This window comes from Chryseobacterium electrogenes (assembly GCF_053553015.1).
In genome coordinates, this window is sequence record NZ_JBNPPB010000002.1 from 1,891,229 (window position 1) to 1,909,944 (window position 18,716).

General features: G+C 33.2%; 19 protein-coding genes and 1 pseudogene. 8 read left to right on the forward strand and 12 right to left on the reverse strand.

Translation table 11 applies throughout. The features are described 5' to 3' along the window. Window positions 1-906 (reverse strand): DMT family transporter, encoded by a 906-nt coding sequence (locus ACQQ6V_RS08680; RefSeq protein WP_448845134.1) that lies wholly within the window; start codon window positions 904-906, stop codon window positions 1-3. Between the two features lie 234 nt (window positions 907-1,140). Here ACQQ6V_RS08680 and ACQQ6V_RS08685 point away from each other — a divergent pair, with 234 nt between their 5' ends. The 4 genes from ACQQ6V_RS08685 to ACQQ6V_RS08700 all read left to right on the forward strand — a co-directional run bounded on the left by ACQQ6V_RS08685 (window position 1,141) and on the right by ACQQ6V_RS08700 (window position 4,789). Further along, window positions 1,141-2,769: an acyl-CoA carboxylase subunit beta gene (locus ACQQ6V_RS08685; protein WP_448845135.1), complete on the forward strand. Its 1,629-nt coding sequence runs from the start codon at window positions 1,141-1,143 to the stop codon at window positions 2,767-2,769. Between the two features lie 10 nt (window positions 2,770-2,779). Continuing rightward, window positions 2,780-3,388 (forward strand): hypothetical protein, encoded by a 609-nt coding sequence (locus tag ACQQ6V_RS08690; RefSeq protein WP_448845136.1) that lies wholly within the window; start codon window positions 2,780-2,782, stop codon window positions 3,386-3,388. A gap of 73 nt (window positions 3,389-3,461) precedes the next feature. Further along, the gene (locus ACQQ6V_RS08695) at window positions 3,462-4,043 is read left to right on the forward strand and encodes a hypothetical protein (protein ID WP_448845137.1); all 582 of its coding nucleotides are present in this window, start codon (window positions 3,462-3,464) and stop codon (window positions 4,041-4,043) included. A gap of 80 nt (window positions 4,044-4,123) precedes the next feature. Further along, a complete protein-coding gene (locus ACQQ6V_RS08700; protein WP_448845138.1) occupies window positions 4,124-4,789 on the forward strand; it encodes an HAD family hydrolase in 666 nt (221 codons plus the stop codon). A 196-nt stretch (window positions 4,790-4,985) separates the two neighbouring features. On the opposite strand, the gene ACQQ6V_RS08705 is transcribed toward ACQQ6V_RS08700, so the two are convergent. From ACQQ6V_RS08705 to ACQQ6V_RS08720, 4 genes are all read right to left on the reverse strand, one after another. After that, window positions 4,986-6,377 carry a type III PLP-dependent enzyme domain-containing protein gene (locus ACQQ6V_RS08705; RefSeq protein WP_448845139.1) on the reverse strand — a complete coding sequence of 464 codons (1,392 nt, stop codon included), beginning with the start codon at window positions 6,375-6,377 and terminating at the stop codon, window positions 4,986-4,988. An 89-nt stretch (window positions 6,378-6,466) separates the two neighbouring features. Further along, window positions 6,467-7,081, reverse strand: coding sequence for a thiamine diphosphokinase (locus ACQQ6V_RS08710; protein WP_448845140.1), 615 nt, complete (start codon window positions 7,079-7,081; stop codon window positions 6,467-6,469). Beyond that, window positions 7,078-7,446 (reverse strand): DUF1801 domain-containing protein, encoded by a 369-nt coding sequence (locus ACQQ6V_RS08715; protein ID WP_448845141.1) that lies wholly within the window; start codon window positions 7,444-7,446, stop codon window positions 7,078-7,080. The genes ACQQ6V_RS08710 and ACQQ6V_RS08715 overlap by 4 nt, the downstream gene beginning before the upstream one ends. Continuing rightward, the gene (locus tag ACQQ6V_RS08720) at window positions 7,443-8,027 is read right to left on the reverse strand and encodes a cob(I)yrinic acid a,c-diamide adenosyltransferase (RefSeq protein WP_448845142.1); all 585 of its coding nucleotides are present in this window, start codon (window positions 8,025-8,027) and stop codon (window positions 7,443-7,445) included. The genes ACQQ6V_RS08715 and ACQQ6V_RS08720 overlap by 4 nt, the downstream gene beginning before the upstream one ends. A gap of 344 nt (window positions 8,028-8,371) precedes the next feature. Between ACQQ6V_RS08720 and ACQQ6V_RS08725 the strand changes: the two genes are divergently transcribed. After that, complete coding sequence (locus tag ACQQ6V_RS08725) at window positions 8,372-8,848, forward strand: DinB family protein (protein ID WP_448846191.1); 477 nt, start codon at window positions 8,372-8,374, stop codon at window positions 8,846-8,848. A gap of 51 nt (window positions 8,849-8,899) precedes the next feature. Here ACQQ6V_RS08725 and ACQQ6V_RS08730 read toward each other — a convergent pair whose 3' ends face one another. From ACQQ6V_RS08730 to lptB, 3 genes and pseudogenes are all read right to left on the reverse strand, one after another. Then, complete coding sequence (locus ACQQ6V_RS08730) at window positions 8,900-9,853, reverse strand: helix-turn-helix transcriptional regulator (protein ID WP_448845143.1); 954 nt, start codon at window positions 9,851-9,853, stop codon at window positions 8,900-8,902. Continuing rightward, entirely contained in the window at window positions 9,850-11,580 is a 1,731-nt protein-coding gene (locus ACQQ6V_RS08735) for an ABC transporter ATP-binding protein (RefSeq protein WP_448846192.1), read from the reverse strand. Before ACQQ6V_RS08735 ends, ACQQ6V_RS08730 begins: the two co-directional genes overlap by 4 nt. 523 nt (window positions 11,581-12,103) lie before the next feature. Continuing rightward, a pseudogene (lptB, locus tag ACQQ6V_RS08740) lies at window positions 12,104-12,829 on the reverse strand (LPS export ABC transporter ATP-binding protein); the annotation flags it as partial. A 259-nt stretch (window positions 12,830-13,088) separates the two neighbouring features. Here lptB and ACQQ6V_RS08745 point away from each other — a divergent pair. Continuing rightward, window positions 13,089-13,862, forward strand: coding sequence for a TrmH family RNA methyltransferase (locus ACQQ6V_RS08745; RefSeq protein WP_448845144.1), 774 nt, complete (start codon window positions 13,089-13,091; stop codon window positions 13,860-13,862). Between the two features lie 54 nt (window positions 13,863-13,916). Here the strand turns inward: ACQQ6V_RS08745 and ACQQ6V_RS08750 are convergent, their stop codons facing one another. Continuing rightward, window positions 13,917-14,147, reverse strand: a complete 231-nt coding sequence (locus tag ACQQ6V_RS08750; protein ID WP_448845145.1) for a hypothetical protein — start codon at window positions 14,145-14,147, stop codon at window positions 13,917-13,919. Between the two features lie 182 nt (window positions 14,148-14,329). Here ACQQ6V_RS08750 and ACQQ6V_RS08755 point away from each other — a divergent pair, with 182 nt between their 5' ends. Together ACQQ6V_RS08755 and ACQQ6V_RS08760 are read left to right on the forward strand one after the other, a co-directional pair. Then, on the forward strand, window positions 14,330-15,526 hold the full coding sequence (locus tag ACQQ6V_RS08755) for a hypothetical protein (RefSeq protein ID WP_448845146.1): 1,197 nt from the start codon (window positions 14,330-14,332) through the stop codon (window positions 15,524-15,526). Next, window positions 15,510-16,133, forward strand: coding sequence for a hypothetical protein (locus ACQQ6V_RS08760; RefSeq protein WP_448845147.1), 624 nt, complete (start codon window positions 15,510-15,512; stop codon window positions 16,131-16,133). Before ACQQ6V_RS08755 ends, ACQQ6V_RS08760 begins: the two co-directional genes overlap by 17 nt. A 53-nt stretch (window positions 16,134-16,186) precedes the next feature. Here the strand turns inward: ACQQ6V_RS08760 and ACQQ6V_RS08765 are convergent, their stop codons facing one another. The 3 genes from ACQQ6V_RS08765 to trhO all read right to left on the reverse strand — a co-directional run bounded on the left by ACQQ6V_RS08765 (window position 16,187) and on the right by trhO (window position 18,618). Further along, the gene (locus ACQQ6V_RS08765; protein WP_448845148.1) at window positions 16,187-16,492 is read right to left on the reverse strand and encodes a hypothetical protein; all 306 of its coding nucleotides are present in this window, start codon (window positions 16,490-16,492) and stop codon (window positions 16,187-16,189) included. Between the two features lie 176 nt (window positions 16,493-16,668). Next, the gene (locus tag ACQQ6V_RS08770) at window positions 16,669-17,241 is read right to left on the reverse strand and encodes a 5-formyltetrahydrofolate cyclo-ligase (RefSeq protein ID WP_448845149.1); all 573 of its coding nucleotides are present in this window, start codon (window positions 17,239-17,241) and stop codon (window positions 16,669-16,671) included. 12 nt (window positions 17,242-17,253) lie between these two features. Next, window positions 17,254-18,618 carry an oxygen-dependent tRNA uridine(34) hydroxylase TrhO gene (gene trhO, locus ACQQ6V_RS08775; RefSeq protein WP_448845150.1) on the reverse strand — a complete coding sequence of 455 codons (1,365 nt, stop codon included), beginning with the start codon at window positions 18,616-18,618 and terminating at the stop codon, window positions 17,254-17,256. Window positions 18,619-18,716 lie beyond the last annotated feature (98 nt).

The following is an 18,716-nucleotide window of genomic DNA, read 5'->3' on the forward strand; positions in this document are numbered from 1 at the left end:
CTAAGGCAAATCAATTATTTGTTCTTGTTGTGCGGTTGTTTTTTTTCGTTTCGTCTTAATTATTCCATTAACGATAATAGCCAAAATCATTACAAAAGATGCTATATAAAAAATGGGACTCATATGCTCCGAAGCTCCAAAGATAAAAAAAGCTAAAATAATCCCATACACTGGTTCAAGATTTACGGTTAATATTAACGTAAATGGTGAGATGTACTTCATTAACTTAACACTTTCGAACATTGGATATGCTGTAAACAAACTCGCCAACAGTATAATTAACGATAAATCCCGATAACTTATTTCATGAAGATTAGATAATTGTCCGGTAGACAAAAATACCAAACTCAAAACTGCCCATCCTCCCAGTATTTCGTAAAAAATAATATTACCAGAAGATGTTTTACCATAAATTTCACCATTAAAAACAGAAAATACAGTACCACAAAAAGCACATAAAACACCATAGATAATACCCAATTTATAATCTAGTTCTGCATTAAAAATCAAAGAAATACAACCCACAATAACCAATCCTATTATAATCTCTACCCAATCTACTTTTCGTCTGAAAACTAAAGGCTCTAACACAGCAGCAAATAAAGTGGACAATGATAAGCAAGACAAGGCTATGGAAACATTGGATACTTTAATAGATTCAAAAAAGAAATACCAATGTAACGCCATGATACTTCCTATACCTATTAACTTTAACAACATAGATCTGCTAACTGATAAATTTTCCTTTTTAATAAATCTTAGGAAGATATATAGAAAAATAGCGGCAAACAACATTCTGTAAAAGACCAAAAGATTGGCTTCTGCATGAATGAGTTTTCCTAAAATTGCGGTAAATCCCCAAAGAAAAACAATTAAATGAAGTCGGAAAAGATGTGATTTTAACATTATAAGAAACTATGGCGCTAATATATTATTGCAAAATTAAAAATTATAGCGCAACTTTTATTTTTAATTTTTTGTAAAAATAGACTTTTCATTCGGAATTTTTTCTCTTAAAAAAACAAGTACTTATTAGATTATAAAAAAGTTAACTACTATTAATTGTGATTATTCTCATCAGATTTTGTGTATCTCTACAAAAACAAGTATTTTTAGAGATTAAGAAGCACTAATAAAACAATGGATTTAGAATTCAATAAAAGAGAAGATCAAAATAAACTGAAACTTTCAGAAATTAATCGTCTTTACAATCAAATTAAAAAAGGTGGTGGCGAAAAAGCCCTTCAAAAACAACACGATCAAGGCAAGTTAACCGTAAGGGAGCGCATAGAATATCTTTTGGACAAAAATTCTGAAAGCATTGAGATTGGTGCTTTTGCTGGCTTCGATATGTATGAAGAACATGGTGGTTGCCCATCTGCTGGCGTTGTCGTTGTTATGGGATATGTGTCTGGTAAACAATGTTTGGTAGTGGCTAATGATGCCACTGTAAAAGCTGGCGCTTGGTTCCCTATAACAGGAAAGAAAAACTTACGAGCACAAGAAATCGCCATGGAGAATAGATTGCCAATCATCTATTTGGTAGATTCTGCAGGTGTTTTTTTACCAATGCAAGATGAGATATTTCCGGATAAAGAAATGTTTGGACGTATTTTCCGTAATAATGCCAAGATGAGTTCTGCCGGTATTGTACAGATTTCTGCCATCATGGGAAGTTGTGTTGCAGGAGGTGCTTACCTACCAATTATGAGCGACGAAGCCATGATTGTTGAAGGTACAGGAAGTATTTTCTTAGCAGGAAGTTATCTCGTGAAAGCTGCTATTGGAGAATCCATAGACAACGAAACTCTAGGCGGTGCAACCACGCACTGCTCTATCTCTGGTGTTACCGATTATAAAGCAAAAGATGACAAAGATGCTTTGGATCGTATAAAAAATATCATGAAATCTATTGGGTCTTACGATAAAGCTGGGTTTGACAGAATAGAAAGCTTTCCTCCAAAAGACAATCCAGAAGAGATATTTGGGGTGATGCCATCGTCTAGAGCAGATCAATATGATACATTTGAAATTATTAAACGACTTGTTGATAACTCAGAATTTGAAGAATATAAAGCAGATTACGGTAAAAGTATCATCTGCTGTACAGCAAGAGTTGATGGCTGGAGCGTTGGTATCGTAGCCAATCAAAGAAAATTAGTAAAAAGTGGCAAAGGCGAAGCACAATTTGGAGGTGTCATTTATTCTGACTCAGCAGACAAGGCAACACGTTTTATTGCTAACTGTAACCAACGTAAAATTCCTTTGGTCTTCTTGCAAGATGTTACAGGCTTTATGGTAGGCTCAAAATCAGAACAAGGTGGCATCATAAAAGATGGAGCTAAAATGGTAAATGCCGTTTCTAATTCCGTTGTACCAAAATTCACTATTATCACAGGAAATTCTTACGGTGCCGGAAATTATGCAATGTGTGGCAAAGCCTATGACCCAAGATTAATTGTTGCATGGCCGTGGGCAGAACTAGCCGTAATGGGCGGAAGCCAGGCAGGCAAGGTATTGCTTCAGATCCAAGAATCTTCGCTCAAAAAGCAAGGTAAAGAAATTACAGAAGAAGAACGTAAAGAAATTCTGGATAAAATCCTTGCCGATTACAATAAACAAATTGACCCAAAATATGCAGCAGCTCGCCTCTGGACGGATGCTATTATCAATCCTCTGGATACCAGAAAATGGATTAGCATGGGGATAGAAGCCGCAGATCACTCACCAATAACAGAAAAATTTAATCTAGGTGTGATCCAAGTTTAACATAATACAAATGATGAAAAAAATAACACAAATTTTAGTTTTAACCATTAGCATTCAATTATTTTCTCAATGTAATATTATAGAAGTAAAACCTGTAAAAGCGTCAGAAACTACAACCTTCCGAGTAGAAAAAAACAATGCACAATGTCCAGATTGTTATCAATGGACACTATTAAGTAACTCGGCCAAAATTGAAGGAAACAATACAAAAAACTCCGTAAAAATAAAAACCTTTTCTGATGGTAACTCAACATTATCCTTATTAGTCCTTACGTCTAATGGGATAGAAGAATGTAACAAAACCATAGAAGCTTTAACAGAAATTACGGAAGAAAATCACCTCAACGAAGAAGAAAATTGTGACATTCCTAGCATGAAGTTTTCTGAAGTAAAATATGATAATGGCAAAGTATTAGTCTTACCAGATAGTCAAAATATTAACTTCAAATACAATTGGATGGTCACCTATAATGATGATACAAGAACAGAATCTAAGGATAGAATTTCTCAATTTTACTATGATAAAGAAAGGTTAATTGACAAAATTCAATTGACTATTTCTACAAGAAAATGTGTGAAAATAAACAATAAAACCTACAGCACAGATTTTTGGAACTAAAACAAAATCATAAAAAAGTCTTCACAAGTTGAAGACTTTTTCTAGCTTTATCTAATCAAAATATAAGTACAAAATGTGGCAATACATCTTTAATCCTTTTTCTAAATTTTCTGCAAAACCCATGATGATGATTGGGATTATAATAGCAGTAATAGGTGCTTTTATATCATACTTCAACAAGACTATTTTCGATGGTATTTTGGACGCTCACACCTATATGTTTATCACCTATTCTCAAGCCATAACTGCCAATATTATTAATATCATCATACCTTGTACGCTACTCTTTATCCTTGGAAAAAGCATTAATCCAAAAACTCAAATGATTGATATTCTTAACACATCATTTTATTACAGAATTCCGATATACTTCATTGTACTATTGATGAATCTCCCCAATATAAAAAGCCTGGAATTTAAAATTCAAAATCATCTTAATGACCTTACTAAACTTAATTTTACAACTACGGAGCTATTATCATTAACTTTATTTGCAAGTTTGAGCATTGGACTTCTAGTTTATTCTGTAGTGATTATGCTTAATGGCTTTCGGCATGCATCAAAACCTACAAAATGGCAACATTATTTTGGGTTTGTTTTGGTATTAATTATCTGCGAATTTCTCTCTAAGCTAATCATTGGCAAAATACTTTAAAATAAAACCTATTGCAATCTCAACTAATGAGTGTCTTCTTATTATCAAAATAACTTTATTTTTACAAAAAAAATTAAACAATGGAATTAAAAGCTGTATTGTTTGACATGGACGGCGTTATTGTAGACACAGAGCCGCTGCACAGAAAAGCCTATTTCGAGATGTTTTCTCATTACGACATGGATGTTAGCGAAGCTCTTTTCAACACCTTTACAGGACGTACAACACAGAGTGTCTGCGACCAATTGGCAGAAACTTTTCCTTCAAAAATAACTTCAGAAGAGTTGATATTAAAGAAGAGAGAACGTTTCAAACATCTTTTTTATAACGATATAGATTTTGATTTAATTCCGGGCGTTAAAGCTTTAATTCAAAATTATTATGACAATGGTATTAAGCTAGTTTTAGCATCTTCGGCAAGCAATGTTACGATTGATATGGTTTTTGAGAAATTTAATTTGAATCCCTATTTCATGGGAAAAATTAGCGGTACAGATCTTAAAGCATCAAAACCTCATCCCGAAATTTTTGAATTAGCGGCTAAGATATCTGGAGAAGATAAAGAAAATTGCATCGTTATAGAAGATTCTACCAACGGAATTCTTGCGGCACATAATGCTCATATTTTTTGTGTAGCTTATAAAAGCGAACATTCTAAAAATCAAGATTATTCTAAAGCTAATTATGTAATTTCTGACTATTCAGAAATTTATTTTGAAACAAGTAAAAATTGGTTTTCAATTTAAAAAAATTATTGATTATCAACTTTATCTCCTAATGACTTCGACAAGCTCAGTCTGACATCGCTAATAATAAAAGAGAAATTATCCGAGTTGTCACTCAAAGTCTGTTGAAGTGGTTTTATAAAATTTCACTTTTAAACATAAAAAATTCCAAAGCTTTACAACTTTGGAATTTTTTATTATCTAATATATTTTAAGATTAATATCCTAAAAGCTTCAACACATCTTGCGGTTGTTGTGCCTCTTGGAAAACCTTATACGTAAAGTTTCCTTCTTCGTCTTGATCGATCAAGATATGTTTAGGCTGCGGAATTAGGCAATGATGCACGCCGCCGTAACCACTAATCGTATCCTGATAAGCTCCCGTATGGAAAAAACCAATATACAAAGGTTTGGTATCATTATAAACCGGAAGATAAATTGCGTTGGTATGTTGTTCTGAGTTGTAATAATCGTCAGAGTCACACGTTAATCCACCAAGAAAAACTCTCTCATAAGTATCGTCCCATCGGTTAAGTGGCAACATGATGAAGTGACGAGAAATTGCCCATGTATCTGGCAAAGTGGTCATGAAAGAAGAGTCAATCATATTCCATTTTTCTCTATCATTCTGACGTTTTTGTGATACAATACCATATAATGTGGCACCACTTTCTCCTACTGTAAAACTCCCGAATTCTGTATAGATATTAGGTTCTTCTACGCCTTCTTCTTCACAGAATTTCTTAATCTGAGATACGATTTCATCAATCATATATTGATAATCATAATCGAAATTAAGTGACGTTTTAATCGGGAAACCACCACCAATATTTAATGAATCTACCTCTGGTGCAATTTTCTTAAGTCTTGCATACACGCGAAGACATTTGTATAACTCATTCCAATAATAAGCAGTATCCTTAATACCAGTATTAATGAAAAAGTGTAACATCTTAAGTCTTGCATGAGGATGTTCTGCTATCTTTTGGCTGTAATAAGGGATAATATCACGATAACCAATCCCTAATCTAGAGGTATAAAACTCGAATTTTGGTTCTTCCTCAGATGCAATTCTAATCCCGATATTGAAGGTAGAATCTATGCTTTCTGTTAACTTATCTAACTCGCGATAATTATCCAAAATCGGCATAATATTCTCAAAACCATTGTTAATAAGCTCTGAGATACGATCTAGATAATCATCAGTTTTAAAACCATTACAGATTACCTCTACCTTTTTATCAACTTTACCTTTTTCGTAAAGACTTTTCACGATATTCATATCAAAAGCAGATGACGTCTCAATGCTGATATCATTCTTAAGCGCTTCTTCTAAAACGAATGCAAAGTGACTAGACTTAGTACAATAACAATAACGGTAGTTTTTTCTGTAATCATTTTTCTCAAATGATTCTTTAAACCAGGCTTTTGCCCTTTCGATATTTTGAGAAATTTTCGGTAGATAATTGATTTTCAAAGGTGTTCCGTATTTCTCAACAACATCCATCAATGGGATATCATGAAACCTCAGCTTATTTTCTTCTACATTAAATTCTTGAGTCGGAAAATATAAAGTCTGATCAATTAACTCCGAATATTTTATTTTCATTTCTTATAAATGGGTTTAAGTATTTTACGAATGCAAAATTAAATTAAAAAGCAATGCAAAATCGTTATTTGCTAAAAATTTATATTAATCTATAAGCTAATAAATATCAGTAAATCTCCTTTCTTATATTGTATGCTAATCTGGTCTTTTTCGGCGATGTTTCTGGTCCCGATGCGTTCTCCCATTTTGAGATTCTCTTTATAGAGTGGCCATTTCAGACCTTTTGTGATGATACTTTCTGCCTTAGGAAACGGAAACAACGACACTGTTTTTCCTTTTTCAGTATTAATTACGGCGTTTTTCGGGATAAAATAATAACTCGAAAATTCATCAAAAAACGTAATGGCCATCTTATCTTTCATAAAAGCGGCAACGCTAAGATTACCAAGGAAATGATCCTGCTCTCCTCCACTTGCGCCGTAGACATCAACATGTGTAATTCCTTTTTCTAGAATAATTTCGAGCGCTTTTTGGAAATCTGTTTTGTTCTGATCAGGCGTTTCTATAAATTTTTCGTCCAGCAAATCTATCCTTTGATGAGAATCAAAATCACCTGAAATAAAATGAAGCCTTAAAACTATATCCGCATCAAATCTCAACAAATAATTGAGCGCTCCATCCGTACAAGCAACCAAATCATACTTAGAAAAATCTGTTAAAACCTTTGGAGGTTCTCCATTGATAAAAAGAAGGGCCTTTTTCATTTTTTTGTTTTAAGCATAGATTTTGTAATTATTTTCATAGCATTATTGACAATTTCCGAAATAGTTTCTACAGGCAAATCCTCTTGAGTATTAATTAATAATATCCCAGCTCGTTTTCTATCTTCCATTAATAACCTCTGATCTAATAATAGATTAGCGTCCATAAACGAAATATAGGGTTGTTTCAACTTTTTGTGAAACCAAAAATAGCATAACATTTTTCCTTTATAATAAAAGAATGGCAATTTATACCGCCATTCTGGAGTGATGTCATTATCCTGGGACAAAATTAATTTCTTAAGTGCCAAATAGACCTCTCTTAACTCTGCCGGTTGTTTTTCATAAAACTGCTCAAGCTCTGTCATTTTTGGGATCTATCGTTGGGGTTCCAGTATTCTTCTGCTTCGTTATCTAATTTTGAGACATAACGTGATAATACAAAAAGATAATCTGATAATCTATTAAGATATTTAATTAATTCTGGACGTACTTCTTCGGTTTCGTTAAGGAAAACTAAACTTCTCTCCGCGCGTCTACACACAGTTCTCGCCACATGAAAATGAGTGGCTGCCTTACCGCCGCCTGGCAATATAAAATATTGTAACGGCTCTAACTTCTCCTCGAAAGCATCAATCCAATGCTCCATCGCTTCTATTTCTGCTTCTGAAATAACCAATGGAAGACGCGCTTTTCCGTTGGCTAAAAACAACTTGTCTATCGGCGTTGCGGCTTCTGATCCAACCGTAAATAAATCAAACTGAATGCTCTTAAGCTGCTCTAACACTTCGGTATCGTTAACATAAGATTTTGCCACACCAATAAAGGCGTTGAGCTCATCTATATTACCGTAAGAGTCTACTCTTGCGCTGGCTTTGGAGATTCTTGTACCTCCGTAAAGTCCTGTCTCGCCTTTGTCACCTGTTTTTGTATAAACTTTAAAAGTCATAACTCTTGTTTTATGGTTTAAAATTAAGGTTTTATTTTTGGTTTTGGATGGCAAAATTTGATTTTAGTCACTTTCTCCGTGTGAGGGCGAAGCCGGAAATCCTTTTTGCGAAACAATGTGAAGCCAAAAGATTGTAGGCGCAGACCGACCGCCTGCCAAGGAGCGCGAGCGAAGCGAGCGCCAAAGCAGAAAGCGGACACACCTAAAAAAGAAAAAAAACATCACAAATCCATGCTGACAAACTGTTGTCATAATCCCGGCTTAACTTTATCTAAGAAATAAAAACAGAGATGATAGCTCTACTTTTTGGTACTATTTACGAATCAACTTTAAATAAAAATATGATGACAACAACCGCACAATTTATGTCCAAAGATCAATTACTTAACCATTGGCAAGGTCACAGAAACCTTACTAAAAGGGTAATTAAAGCTTTTCCTGAGAAAGATTTATTCGAGTTTTCTATAGGTGGGATGAGATCTTTTGCAAAACTAAGTGCCGAGATGATTAACATCGGAAGTCCTGCTCTAAAAAGTATTGTTAACGCATCCGAAGAAGCTTACAATGAAGAAGGTTTTGCACCAACAACCAAGCAAGAAATCCTGGATCGTTGGGATGAAGAAACGGTCTTAATTCATGATTATTTTAATCTAATTTCTGAAGAACGATTCCAAGAAAGTTTTAATTTATTTGGCGAATATAAATTTCCAATTTATGAAAATATCTTATATTTTATTGATAACGAAATCCATCATCGTGGACAAGGTTATGTCTATCTAAGAGCGCTGGGCATAGAGCCTCCTTTTTTCTGGGAAAGATAATCTTATAAAACATTTAGTAAAGTTTCGGTGTAATCATACATCGAAACTTTTTCAGTATTGTTTTTCGTTGACATCAAGTATCAGTTGCTTTAAGTATATCTTCAGCTCATTAGGCTTTACAATTTCTAGGCAGTCTGCAAAGCTGATAATCCATCGGGTAAAGCCATCTTTCAGCCAATTACTTTCGAAGGTTAGTAAGATTCCGTTTTCTGTTTCTTCTTCGTTTGTTAAGCCATAATATTTTTTAGAATTTACAATATAAGGCATGATTTTTTTATTGACCAAAAGCTGAATTTCGACTTTTGGGTTCTTAGATACTTCTCGATAATTATCAATCTTCCCGTATTCTTTTTGGAAAATAATGTCCAATTGTTGAAGCTCCATAATACGATCCATCCGAAATTGTCTAAAATCTTTCCTCATTGTACAAAATGCCATAACATACCAATAATTAAACTCATAGAAAACGCCAACAGCTTCTATAATCCGTTCTGTAATTTCTCCAACAACATCTTGATAATTAATCTTTAGTTGTTTTTTCTCCGAAATACTTTGCAAAATAATAGGAATCGAATTTTTAACTAAATCTTCTTCTTTCGGTTGGTAACCATAAACATCGATTTGGTTTTCGATATTAAGAATCATGTTTTTATCAGAATGTCTTAATACGGATTTCAGCTTTTCCATGGCGGATTGATAATGATTACCGAGACTTTTGTGAGAAAACTTTTGCATCAGTTTTTCTGCCGTGATAAAACTTAATACTTCTTCTTTAGTAAACATCACAGGAGGCAACTTATAACCATCCATCAGAGAATATCCATTTCCTGATTCTCCAATAATAGGAATCCCTGCGTTTTCCAAAGTTTTAATATCACGATAAATTGTCCTAATGCTCACGTCAAATTTATTGGCTAAATCCAGCGCACGCACTAGAGGTTTGCTCTGCAATTGTGTTAAAATTGCTGTAACTCTATCAATCTTTTTCAGGTAATGCTCGTTCATTCTTCATCTTTAAGGGTTTTTACCAGGCGATCAAGATTAAGACTTCTCGCTGAAGCGTCAAAAATCTCTCGGTAAGTTCCTTCTATTTGGTATAATTCTTCATGTGTGCCGCTCTCTACCACACGACCTTTTTTCATGACATAAATGGTGTCAGAATCCAAAATCTGCGATAAAGAATGCGAAATAATAATTACTGTTCTTCCTTTTTTTATGGCATCCAAAGAATTTTTTATTTGCTCTGTTGCAATAGCATCTAAGCTTGCTGTAGGCTCATCCAAAAAAATAATTGGTGGATCTTTTAAAAATAGTCTAGCAATAGCAATCCGTTGTTGCTGTCCACCAGAAAGTTGTGTGGCATCATGTTGATAAGCCTGTGGTAGATCCATAATCTGGTCATGTAGATAAGCTTGTTTTGCAGCTAATTGTACGGTTTCCAAAGTAGCGGTCATGTCGCCATATCTAATATTATCTTCTATACTTCCTTTAAAAATATGATTTTTCTGAAGCACCAATCCAATGTCATTTCTAAGAAAATTATTATCATAATCATTAAGGTCAACACCGTCCAGTAATATTTTCCCAGAATTAGGCAAATAAAACTTACATAATAAATTGATAATCGTGGACTTTCCTGCACCAGACAATCCCACCAAAGCTGTAGTTTTACCATTTTCTATACACATATCAACATTGTGCAAAGCTTGTGTGCCATTGGGATAAGAGAAGTTGATATTCTTTAATTCAAATTTACCTTTAATATCTTTTTTGATGAAGGTTCCTGTTGCTTCTTTTTCTGTATCAGCATTTAAAATATCAAAATAGCCTTCGGCATAAATCATCGCGTCGTTCATATCATCATAAATCCTATGAAGTTGGCGAATAGGCGACGATACATTATTAAACAACATGATATGAAGCATGATCGCGCCAATGGTCATCTGCTGGTCCAACACCAGATAAACGGTCAGAAGTATGATTAATACAACACCAATCTGTTCTATAAAAGTTTTTAATCCATCATAAATAAAGTTGGTTCTACGGGTGTAAAGTTGGCTTTCCATGAGTTGCATCTGAAGGTCATATTGTTTCTTTCCTTCAAATTGTTCTCTGACAAAACTCTTAATAACTAAAATCGAATTAATCAAATTTAAAAGTCCAGAGGTTTTCTCTTCTCTTTGATTTCTTAATTGCCGTCTAACACCAGACAATTTTTTAGCTTGCACATTGCTCACCCAAAAATATATCGGAACAATAATCGTAGAAACCAACCCAACATAGATATTCTGCATATACATTACAATTAATGCAATAATGGAGGTTGTAAATAATGGTAAAATATCAATAAAAAAATTCTGAACGAGCTTAGTTAAGCTTTCTATACCTCTGTCAATACGGGTCTGGAGTTTTCCTGATTCATGGTTTTCATCATTAAAATAAGCTACTTTATAAGTCAAAATTTTATCAATGGCTTTCTGAGCTAATTCTGAACTGACATTAATTCTGATTTTTTCACCATAAAATTTTTGTCCAAAATTGATGAAAATATTCGCAATCTCTTTCACCAACAAAATAATAGAAATAATGATCAAAACCTGCACACCTTCTTGCATGGGATGTGGCAAAGTCAGCAATTTTTGTACTTCGTCTACCGTATATTTTAACACAATAGGATTGACTTGCGCTGCCAATGCTCCAAGCAATGTTAGAAGCAAAGTCCAAAAAATCATCAAACGATAAGGTTGGATAAAGGGTTTCAGTTGTTTGAAAATACCAAAAATTGTGACAGTTCTGTTAAATGGATTTTTCATAGATTTTTGTGTTCTATAAATGTAAAGATTTTAAGCCAACTGACATCCTCACAAAAACAAAAAGACAGACCTAAATTAGATCTGTCTTTAACAATATTTTTTTTGATTAATTTTCATTAAGATAAGTTGTGAGATAATGAAGTTCTGGGCGGCTTAGCGCTTGTGACTCTGTTTCTGCTTGCTCCAAAGTATATTGCAAATTGATATCTTTCTTCTGGAACACAAAGGCATTATTAGCATTTTTATCTATCACATCATTAAAAATAAACTCGATTTCTGAATTGGCCAGCGACGCAAAACTTATATCCTCGAAACCATACATTAATTTGAGTCCATCTTCTTGTGCAAAATTTTGATCTACAAAACTTTGAAATTCAGATTTTGTATCAAAATTACCTGCCCAAATATTATACGCTGTGACTTTCTTTTTCGGTTTATCTGCAATACTTTGATAGACAAAATTCTCTCCAAGATAAGCTTCTCGTACCAAAGGATCATTAGCAAGATCTTCTGGTAGACCTTCTTTTAGAATTCTCCCTTCGAACATAATATAAGTCTTATGCGTAATCGCTAAAGTCTGTTGCACGTTATGATCGGTAATCAAAATCCCGATATTCTTATCAACCAAACTTCTAACAATCTTCTGGATATCTTCTACAGCAATTGGATCTACACCTGCAAAAGGCTCATCTAATAATATAAAGCTAGGATTAGTCGCAAGACATCTCGCAATCTCCGTACGTCGTCTTTCTCCTCCAGATAATAGATCACCACGATTTTTGCGGACATGTTGCAGAGAAAATTCTTCGATAAGCTCGTCGCATTTCATCTGCTGTTCTTTCTTGGACAACTTCGTTAATTGCAATACGCCTAATATATTATCTTCTACAGACAACTTTCTAAAAACCGAAGCTTCTTGTGCCAGATAACCAATACCTTTCTGAGCACGGCGATACATCGCATCTGTCGTAATCTCCTGATTATCTAGAAAGATCTTACCCGAAGTTGGCTTAACCAAACCTACGATCATATAAAAAGATGTCGTCTTACCAGCACCATTAGGTCCAAGTAATCCAACAATTTCGCCTTGTCTAACTTCTACAGAGACACCTTTTACTACTTTTTTGGGTCCGTATTCTTTGATTAAATTTTCTCCTCGTAAAATCATAGAGCAAAGATAAATATTTCGGTTGATATCTTATAACAATTAATCTTGTAGAATAACAGTTCTCATAGCCCCGATTGAACGGTCTGTCTGAGCTCATCCTCACATTGGACTTAGCAAAGCGAGGATAGCGAGGATAGCGAGTAGTGAAAGCGGGAAATAGCTACTAAGTAATAATTAACACTATCTAAAATTGTCTAAAATTGAGATAAGATTTGGAAACATGACTAAAGATTGTTTTTCTTTGTTAAAATTTTCCACAATGTCATTAATTGAGAGTCTTCAGAATGAAAAGATAAAACGCGTAAACCGTTGGTTAACAAAAAATAGCGATAGAAAAAAAGCGAATGTTATTATTGTTGAAGGCGTACAAGAAAATGAGCGCGCACAACATTATGGCTATGAAGCGATTGAGTTTTTTATCTGTGACGAAATTTTCTCATCCAAGAAACCTGCCGAAGCTATCACTAATCTGATAAGCGCAAAAGTCTATGAAAAACTAGCTTACAGAGGTACCACAGAAGGTATTATCGGGATATACAAAACCCCTAATCATGATATAAAGGACTTTGCTCCGAAAGAAAACTCCTCGGTAATTATCTTAGAAAGTGTGGAAAAACCTGGCAATCTTGGTGCAATCTTACGTAGTTGTGAGGCTTTTGGGGTTGATGCATTAATTATTACAGATCCAAAAATAGATTTTTATAATCCTAATGTCATCCGCTCTAGTGTAGGTTGTATTTTTGGGATGCCTATTTTTGCCGCTTCTAATGACGAAACTTATGAGTTTTTACAACAAAAATCTTATCGCCTCTTCACAACCTTTATGGATGAAAGTGCAAAAGAGATACAAACTGCTGACTTAACTGGAAACTCTGCGATATTATTCGGTACGGAACATTCTGGCTTAAGTGATTTTTGGTTAGGCAAGGCAGAAAATATATTGATCCCGATGGTTGGTAGTATAGATTCTCTCAACCTTAGCAATGCTGTGGCTATAAGTTGTTACGAGTTATTAAGACAAAAGAAGGCATAAAAAAAAACCGCTTCACAAAGTGAAACGGTTTAAAGATCTTTAAATAATTTCGAATTATTTAGTAGCTTCTTTTTTAACTTCAGTTGCAGCACCTTCTACTTTAGCAGCAGCAGAGTCAACTTTAGCAGCAGCAGAATCAACTTTAGCAGCAGCAGAATCAACACCAGCAGCAGCTGAGTCAACGTGAGCAGCAGCAGAATCAGTGTTAGCGTCTACAGTTTCAGTTTTCTTACAAGCTACAAGAGCAACAGCAGCGATAGCAGCTACAAATAATGACTTTTTCATAATAATTAAATTTAATTTTTGTTTATATATATTTTAAAAAATATTCTCGTTCTCTAATTGAACATGACAAAGGTATGATGATAAAAAAACTTGCGTTAGAAAATTAATTGTAATATATTTGTAAAATAGATTTACAAATAGACACTATTGAAAATCAACAACTTAGATATTAATATCCAATTTTGACAAATTTAGAAATACTCCAATTCGAACAATTAAAACTGAAAGTTCAGGATAAATATCTTGAAACACATACCCCATCTAACAATGATATTAGTAAGTGGAAAGGTATAGATATTGTTTATTTTCAAGAAGAACTTTTAAAAAATGTAAAAGGAAGTATTAGTGAAAAGACATTTTATACTTACTTCAAAACAAGTCCTGTAAGCAAGTTACCTAGGATTGATATGCTAAATCTTCTTGCGGGTTATATTAGTTATAATTCTTGGTTTGAGTATAAAAAATATAATCCTATAGATCTTTCTACTTCGGACAGTTCTAAAGTGGATACAGCCCCAGAGGAAGTAGAGAATTCTCCTTTACCTGATGCAGAAACTACAAATACTAGTCTGGAAGAAAATAATCCAACAGAAATTAATAATAATAATACAGAACAAGAACTTCAACCTAATACAACAGAAATAGTAGAAGTTGTTGAGTCTAATGATAAAAACACTCAAACTCTAAGCGACCACAATACAGAAAACCCTAATTTACAATTAAAAGAAACTGAAAATCAACCAAATAACAATAATAATAAATTATTTGGAAAGAAATATTTCTGGTTAGTTATAAGTAGTATTTTAGCAATTACTGTAATTTTTCTTGTTTTCAGAGATAACTGGATGATTAAAGAATATCGCTATAGTTTTATTGATGCTGACAGAAACACTCCTATTAAAGATGAATTGGATGTGAAGATTGTAAAAAAGGATGAGTCGCCTATTCTTTTTCGTGTAAAACCTAACGAAAGCTTTATCTACACTACAAAAAGCAAGAATTTAACAATGATTGTATCTTCGCCTTTTTATAGACCGGATACTATTAAACGAAACTTAGAGAATGCTCCTGAAAGCGAAAATATAGAGTTAAAACCTAATGATTACGCCATTCAGCTTTTCTATTATTCTAAATCCATAAAAGATTTCAAGAAAAAAAGAGAGCAACTGAATAATCTCATTAGTGATAATGCGGTTATTACTCAGGTTTTTGATAACGAAATTTATGGTGTAGAAACTTTAGACAAACAAAAATATATATCATTGGTAACATTGCCTACAACTTCTCTGGAAAACCTTAATGTGATTGATACTCAGATGAAGAATGGTAAAATAGTAATGATTAAATTTAAAATTACAACTGATGAAAAATCTAATTAAACTTTCGATAATAGCCATTATAGTAAGCTTTATCATCTATTCTTGTAATAAAAAATACGAAGGAGATACATCGCTGGAGGACGTAAAGTATAAAACTAATAAAAAAACCATTCCTTCTGTCAAAATGGATAGCATACAAGCTATTAATGTCATCACGAAACAAAAAATTCAAGATTTATTAGACCTTTCTACCCTATATACATCTGGGAATAAAGACACAGAAATAGATTCTGTCATATATGCACAAATGCGAGGTTACTTCTTAGAAGGAGATTCTACCCATATAACCCCCCTTCTAAAAGACTTAGATTCTTTGAAAGTACGCTATGCTAAAATAAACAAGTTAGACATTTCTAAAATCTCGAATGGTCATGATACAATAGATTACGCACAGTTTAATGTAGAATACTATAATGACAAGAAAGCCTTCATTGGTAGCTATAACCGCCAAGCTCAATACATTTTAAAAGCCTCAACCAATCAGCTTCAGAAAGAGTTCAAGTTTTACTTTGTTAATTTTTATGAAACAAAAAAAGCAGATTCTTTAGCAAAACCATCTATCAATAAAGTTACCGAAATAGCAAAACCTAAGAAAGCTAAAAAATAAAAAAAACCGCTTAAATAAGCGGTTTCAGTAATTATAATAAGAGATGATCTCAATTATTTTTTAACTTCTTTTGCAGCATCTTTTGCATCTTTAGCTAGTTCTTTTGCAGAACTTACAGCTTCTTTAGCAGAATTTTTAGCATCTTTAACTTCTGATTTCGCAGCATCTGCTACGGCATCAATTTTCTTATCAGTAGCTACAGCAGCTGAATCTACTTTTGCAGCAAGTGAGTCTACTTTTGCAGCAGCTGAATCTACCTTAGCAGCAGCTGAATCTAATGAAGTTTCTACTTTATCTGCTTTCTTACAAGCTACTAATGACAATGTTGCTAAAGCTGCAACGAACAATGATTTTTTCATAATAATGATTTGTTTTAAATTAAATATATAATAGATTCGTGTTGTTCATTCTAATAGAACACTGCAAATGTATTGCAAGAATCATTACATTTTCAACAAATACCTTGTAACTTATTTGTAAATGATTTTACAATTATTAACACCTGTAAATCAGCGACTTAAAATACTAAAAAACATCATTTAAACTTTTTTACAGAAAATGGAGTTACTAAGTAATCTACAGAAATATCATATTTATCAAAATCAGCAATAACTTCTTTAGTCTCGAAAAAATTAATACCTACCTTCTTTTTAACATTCACAACACTAAAAAATTTATCATAAAACCCTTTACCATAACCAATTCTACGACCATAATCATCAGAATATAACAATGGCGTTATGCAGATATCAAAATCTTTAATAACCGAAAAATCATCATTTACAGGCTCAATTACGCCCCAACTATTAGAATTAAGTATTGTATCAGGAAATAACTCTATCGCAACCAAATTATCGCCAATCATCTTCGGGACAAAAACTCTTATATTATGCTCAAAAAAATAATTGAAGAAGAATGATGTATCAATCTCTTTTTTTCCCGGAATCGTTATAAAACAATGAACTTTGTCATTCTGTTTTAGATCAAAGTTGTTTATAAAATTATCGAATATCTTTTTGGATAAAAAAATAACCTCATCAGACGACAAGGCATTTCTTTTTTCTTTATAAATAACTCTAAGTTCTTTTTTTGTGAAACTTAATTTCATGATTAAAAACTCTTAATCTTCTAGTATTTTATATAATTTATCTGACATTCTAACTCTGAAAGGAATCTCAAAAGTAATCTGATCTCCAACTTTCGCAGTTACGGCAGAAGCACCATTTGCAAAAATTTTTTTTATCAAAAACTCTTGCTCACCAGTTGTTGGTCCAGAAATCAAAACTTTATCTCCTACAGAAAGGTCTTTATTTTCGATTAGAAACTGTCCAATTTTTGACTTTGAATAATAATGTTCACCTTTTCCAATCAAGACTTTTTTAACTTTCAGTTTCTGACGAATATCTTTTGTTTCAGGTTTAGCTTTAGCCAAAGTTTGTGTAGACAAATCTCCAGAATTTTTAAATTTCAAAGCATCAGACTTACCTTTTCGGAAGACTTTATTCCCAACTTGCAAACCTTTTCTTTTTGCAACTTGCTCTTCCCAAGGCAAATGAATTGTTTCAAGACATTCTGTAGAACACGTATTCTCCATAGCTTCTTTACACTCATCACATTGTATAAATAACAGATGACAAGCATCATTAGCACAATTGGTATGATTATCACAAGGTTTACCACATTGGTGACATTGAGAAATAATATCATCCGTAATTCTTTCTCCCAATCTATGGTCGAACACAAAGTTTTTACCAATGAATTTACTTTCGATGTTCTCTTCCTTTATTTGACGTGTATATTCAATAATTCCGCCTTCTAATTGGTAAACATTTTTAAAACCTTGATGTTTGAAATAAGCACTTGCTTTTTCGCAACGGATACCGCCAGTACAATACATCAAGAGATTTTTATCTTCTTTAAAATCTTGCAATTGTTCATTAATAATCGGTAAGCTTTCTCTGAAATTTTCTACATCTGGCGTAATTGCCCCTTCAAAATGTCCCACTTCACTCTCATAATGATTTCTAAAATCTACTACAATCGTATTGGGATTATCCAACATATTATTGAATTCTTGAGCTTTAAGATGAATTCCTTTATTAGTTACATCAAAGGTCTCATCATTGAGTCCATCTGCAACAATTTTGTTTCTAACTTTAATCGTTAACTTTAAAAATGAATGATTGTCTTGCTCCACGGCAACATTCAATCTAATGCCTTTCATGAAATCATAAACTTCTAGCGTATCACGAAAAGCTTCAAAATTTTCCGCAGGAATACTCATCTGAGCATTAATACCTTCGTTCGCTACATAGATACGACCTAATGCATCTAGGGCGTTCCAGGCTATAAATAAGTCATCGCGAAATTTTTTAGGGTCTTGAAGATTGGCATACGCATAGAAAGACAAAGTAAGACGTTCCTTACCAGCTTCATCAATAAGTTGAGCTCTTTCTTCTGCGCTTAAAGTGTTATACAGTTGCATGCTATAAACGGGTTTTAAGTGAGAATAATATTTCTGCAAAGATAATAAATATTGTATTAATACTTATCAGACTGAATACAAGAACTTATCTTTAGTCT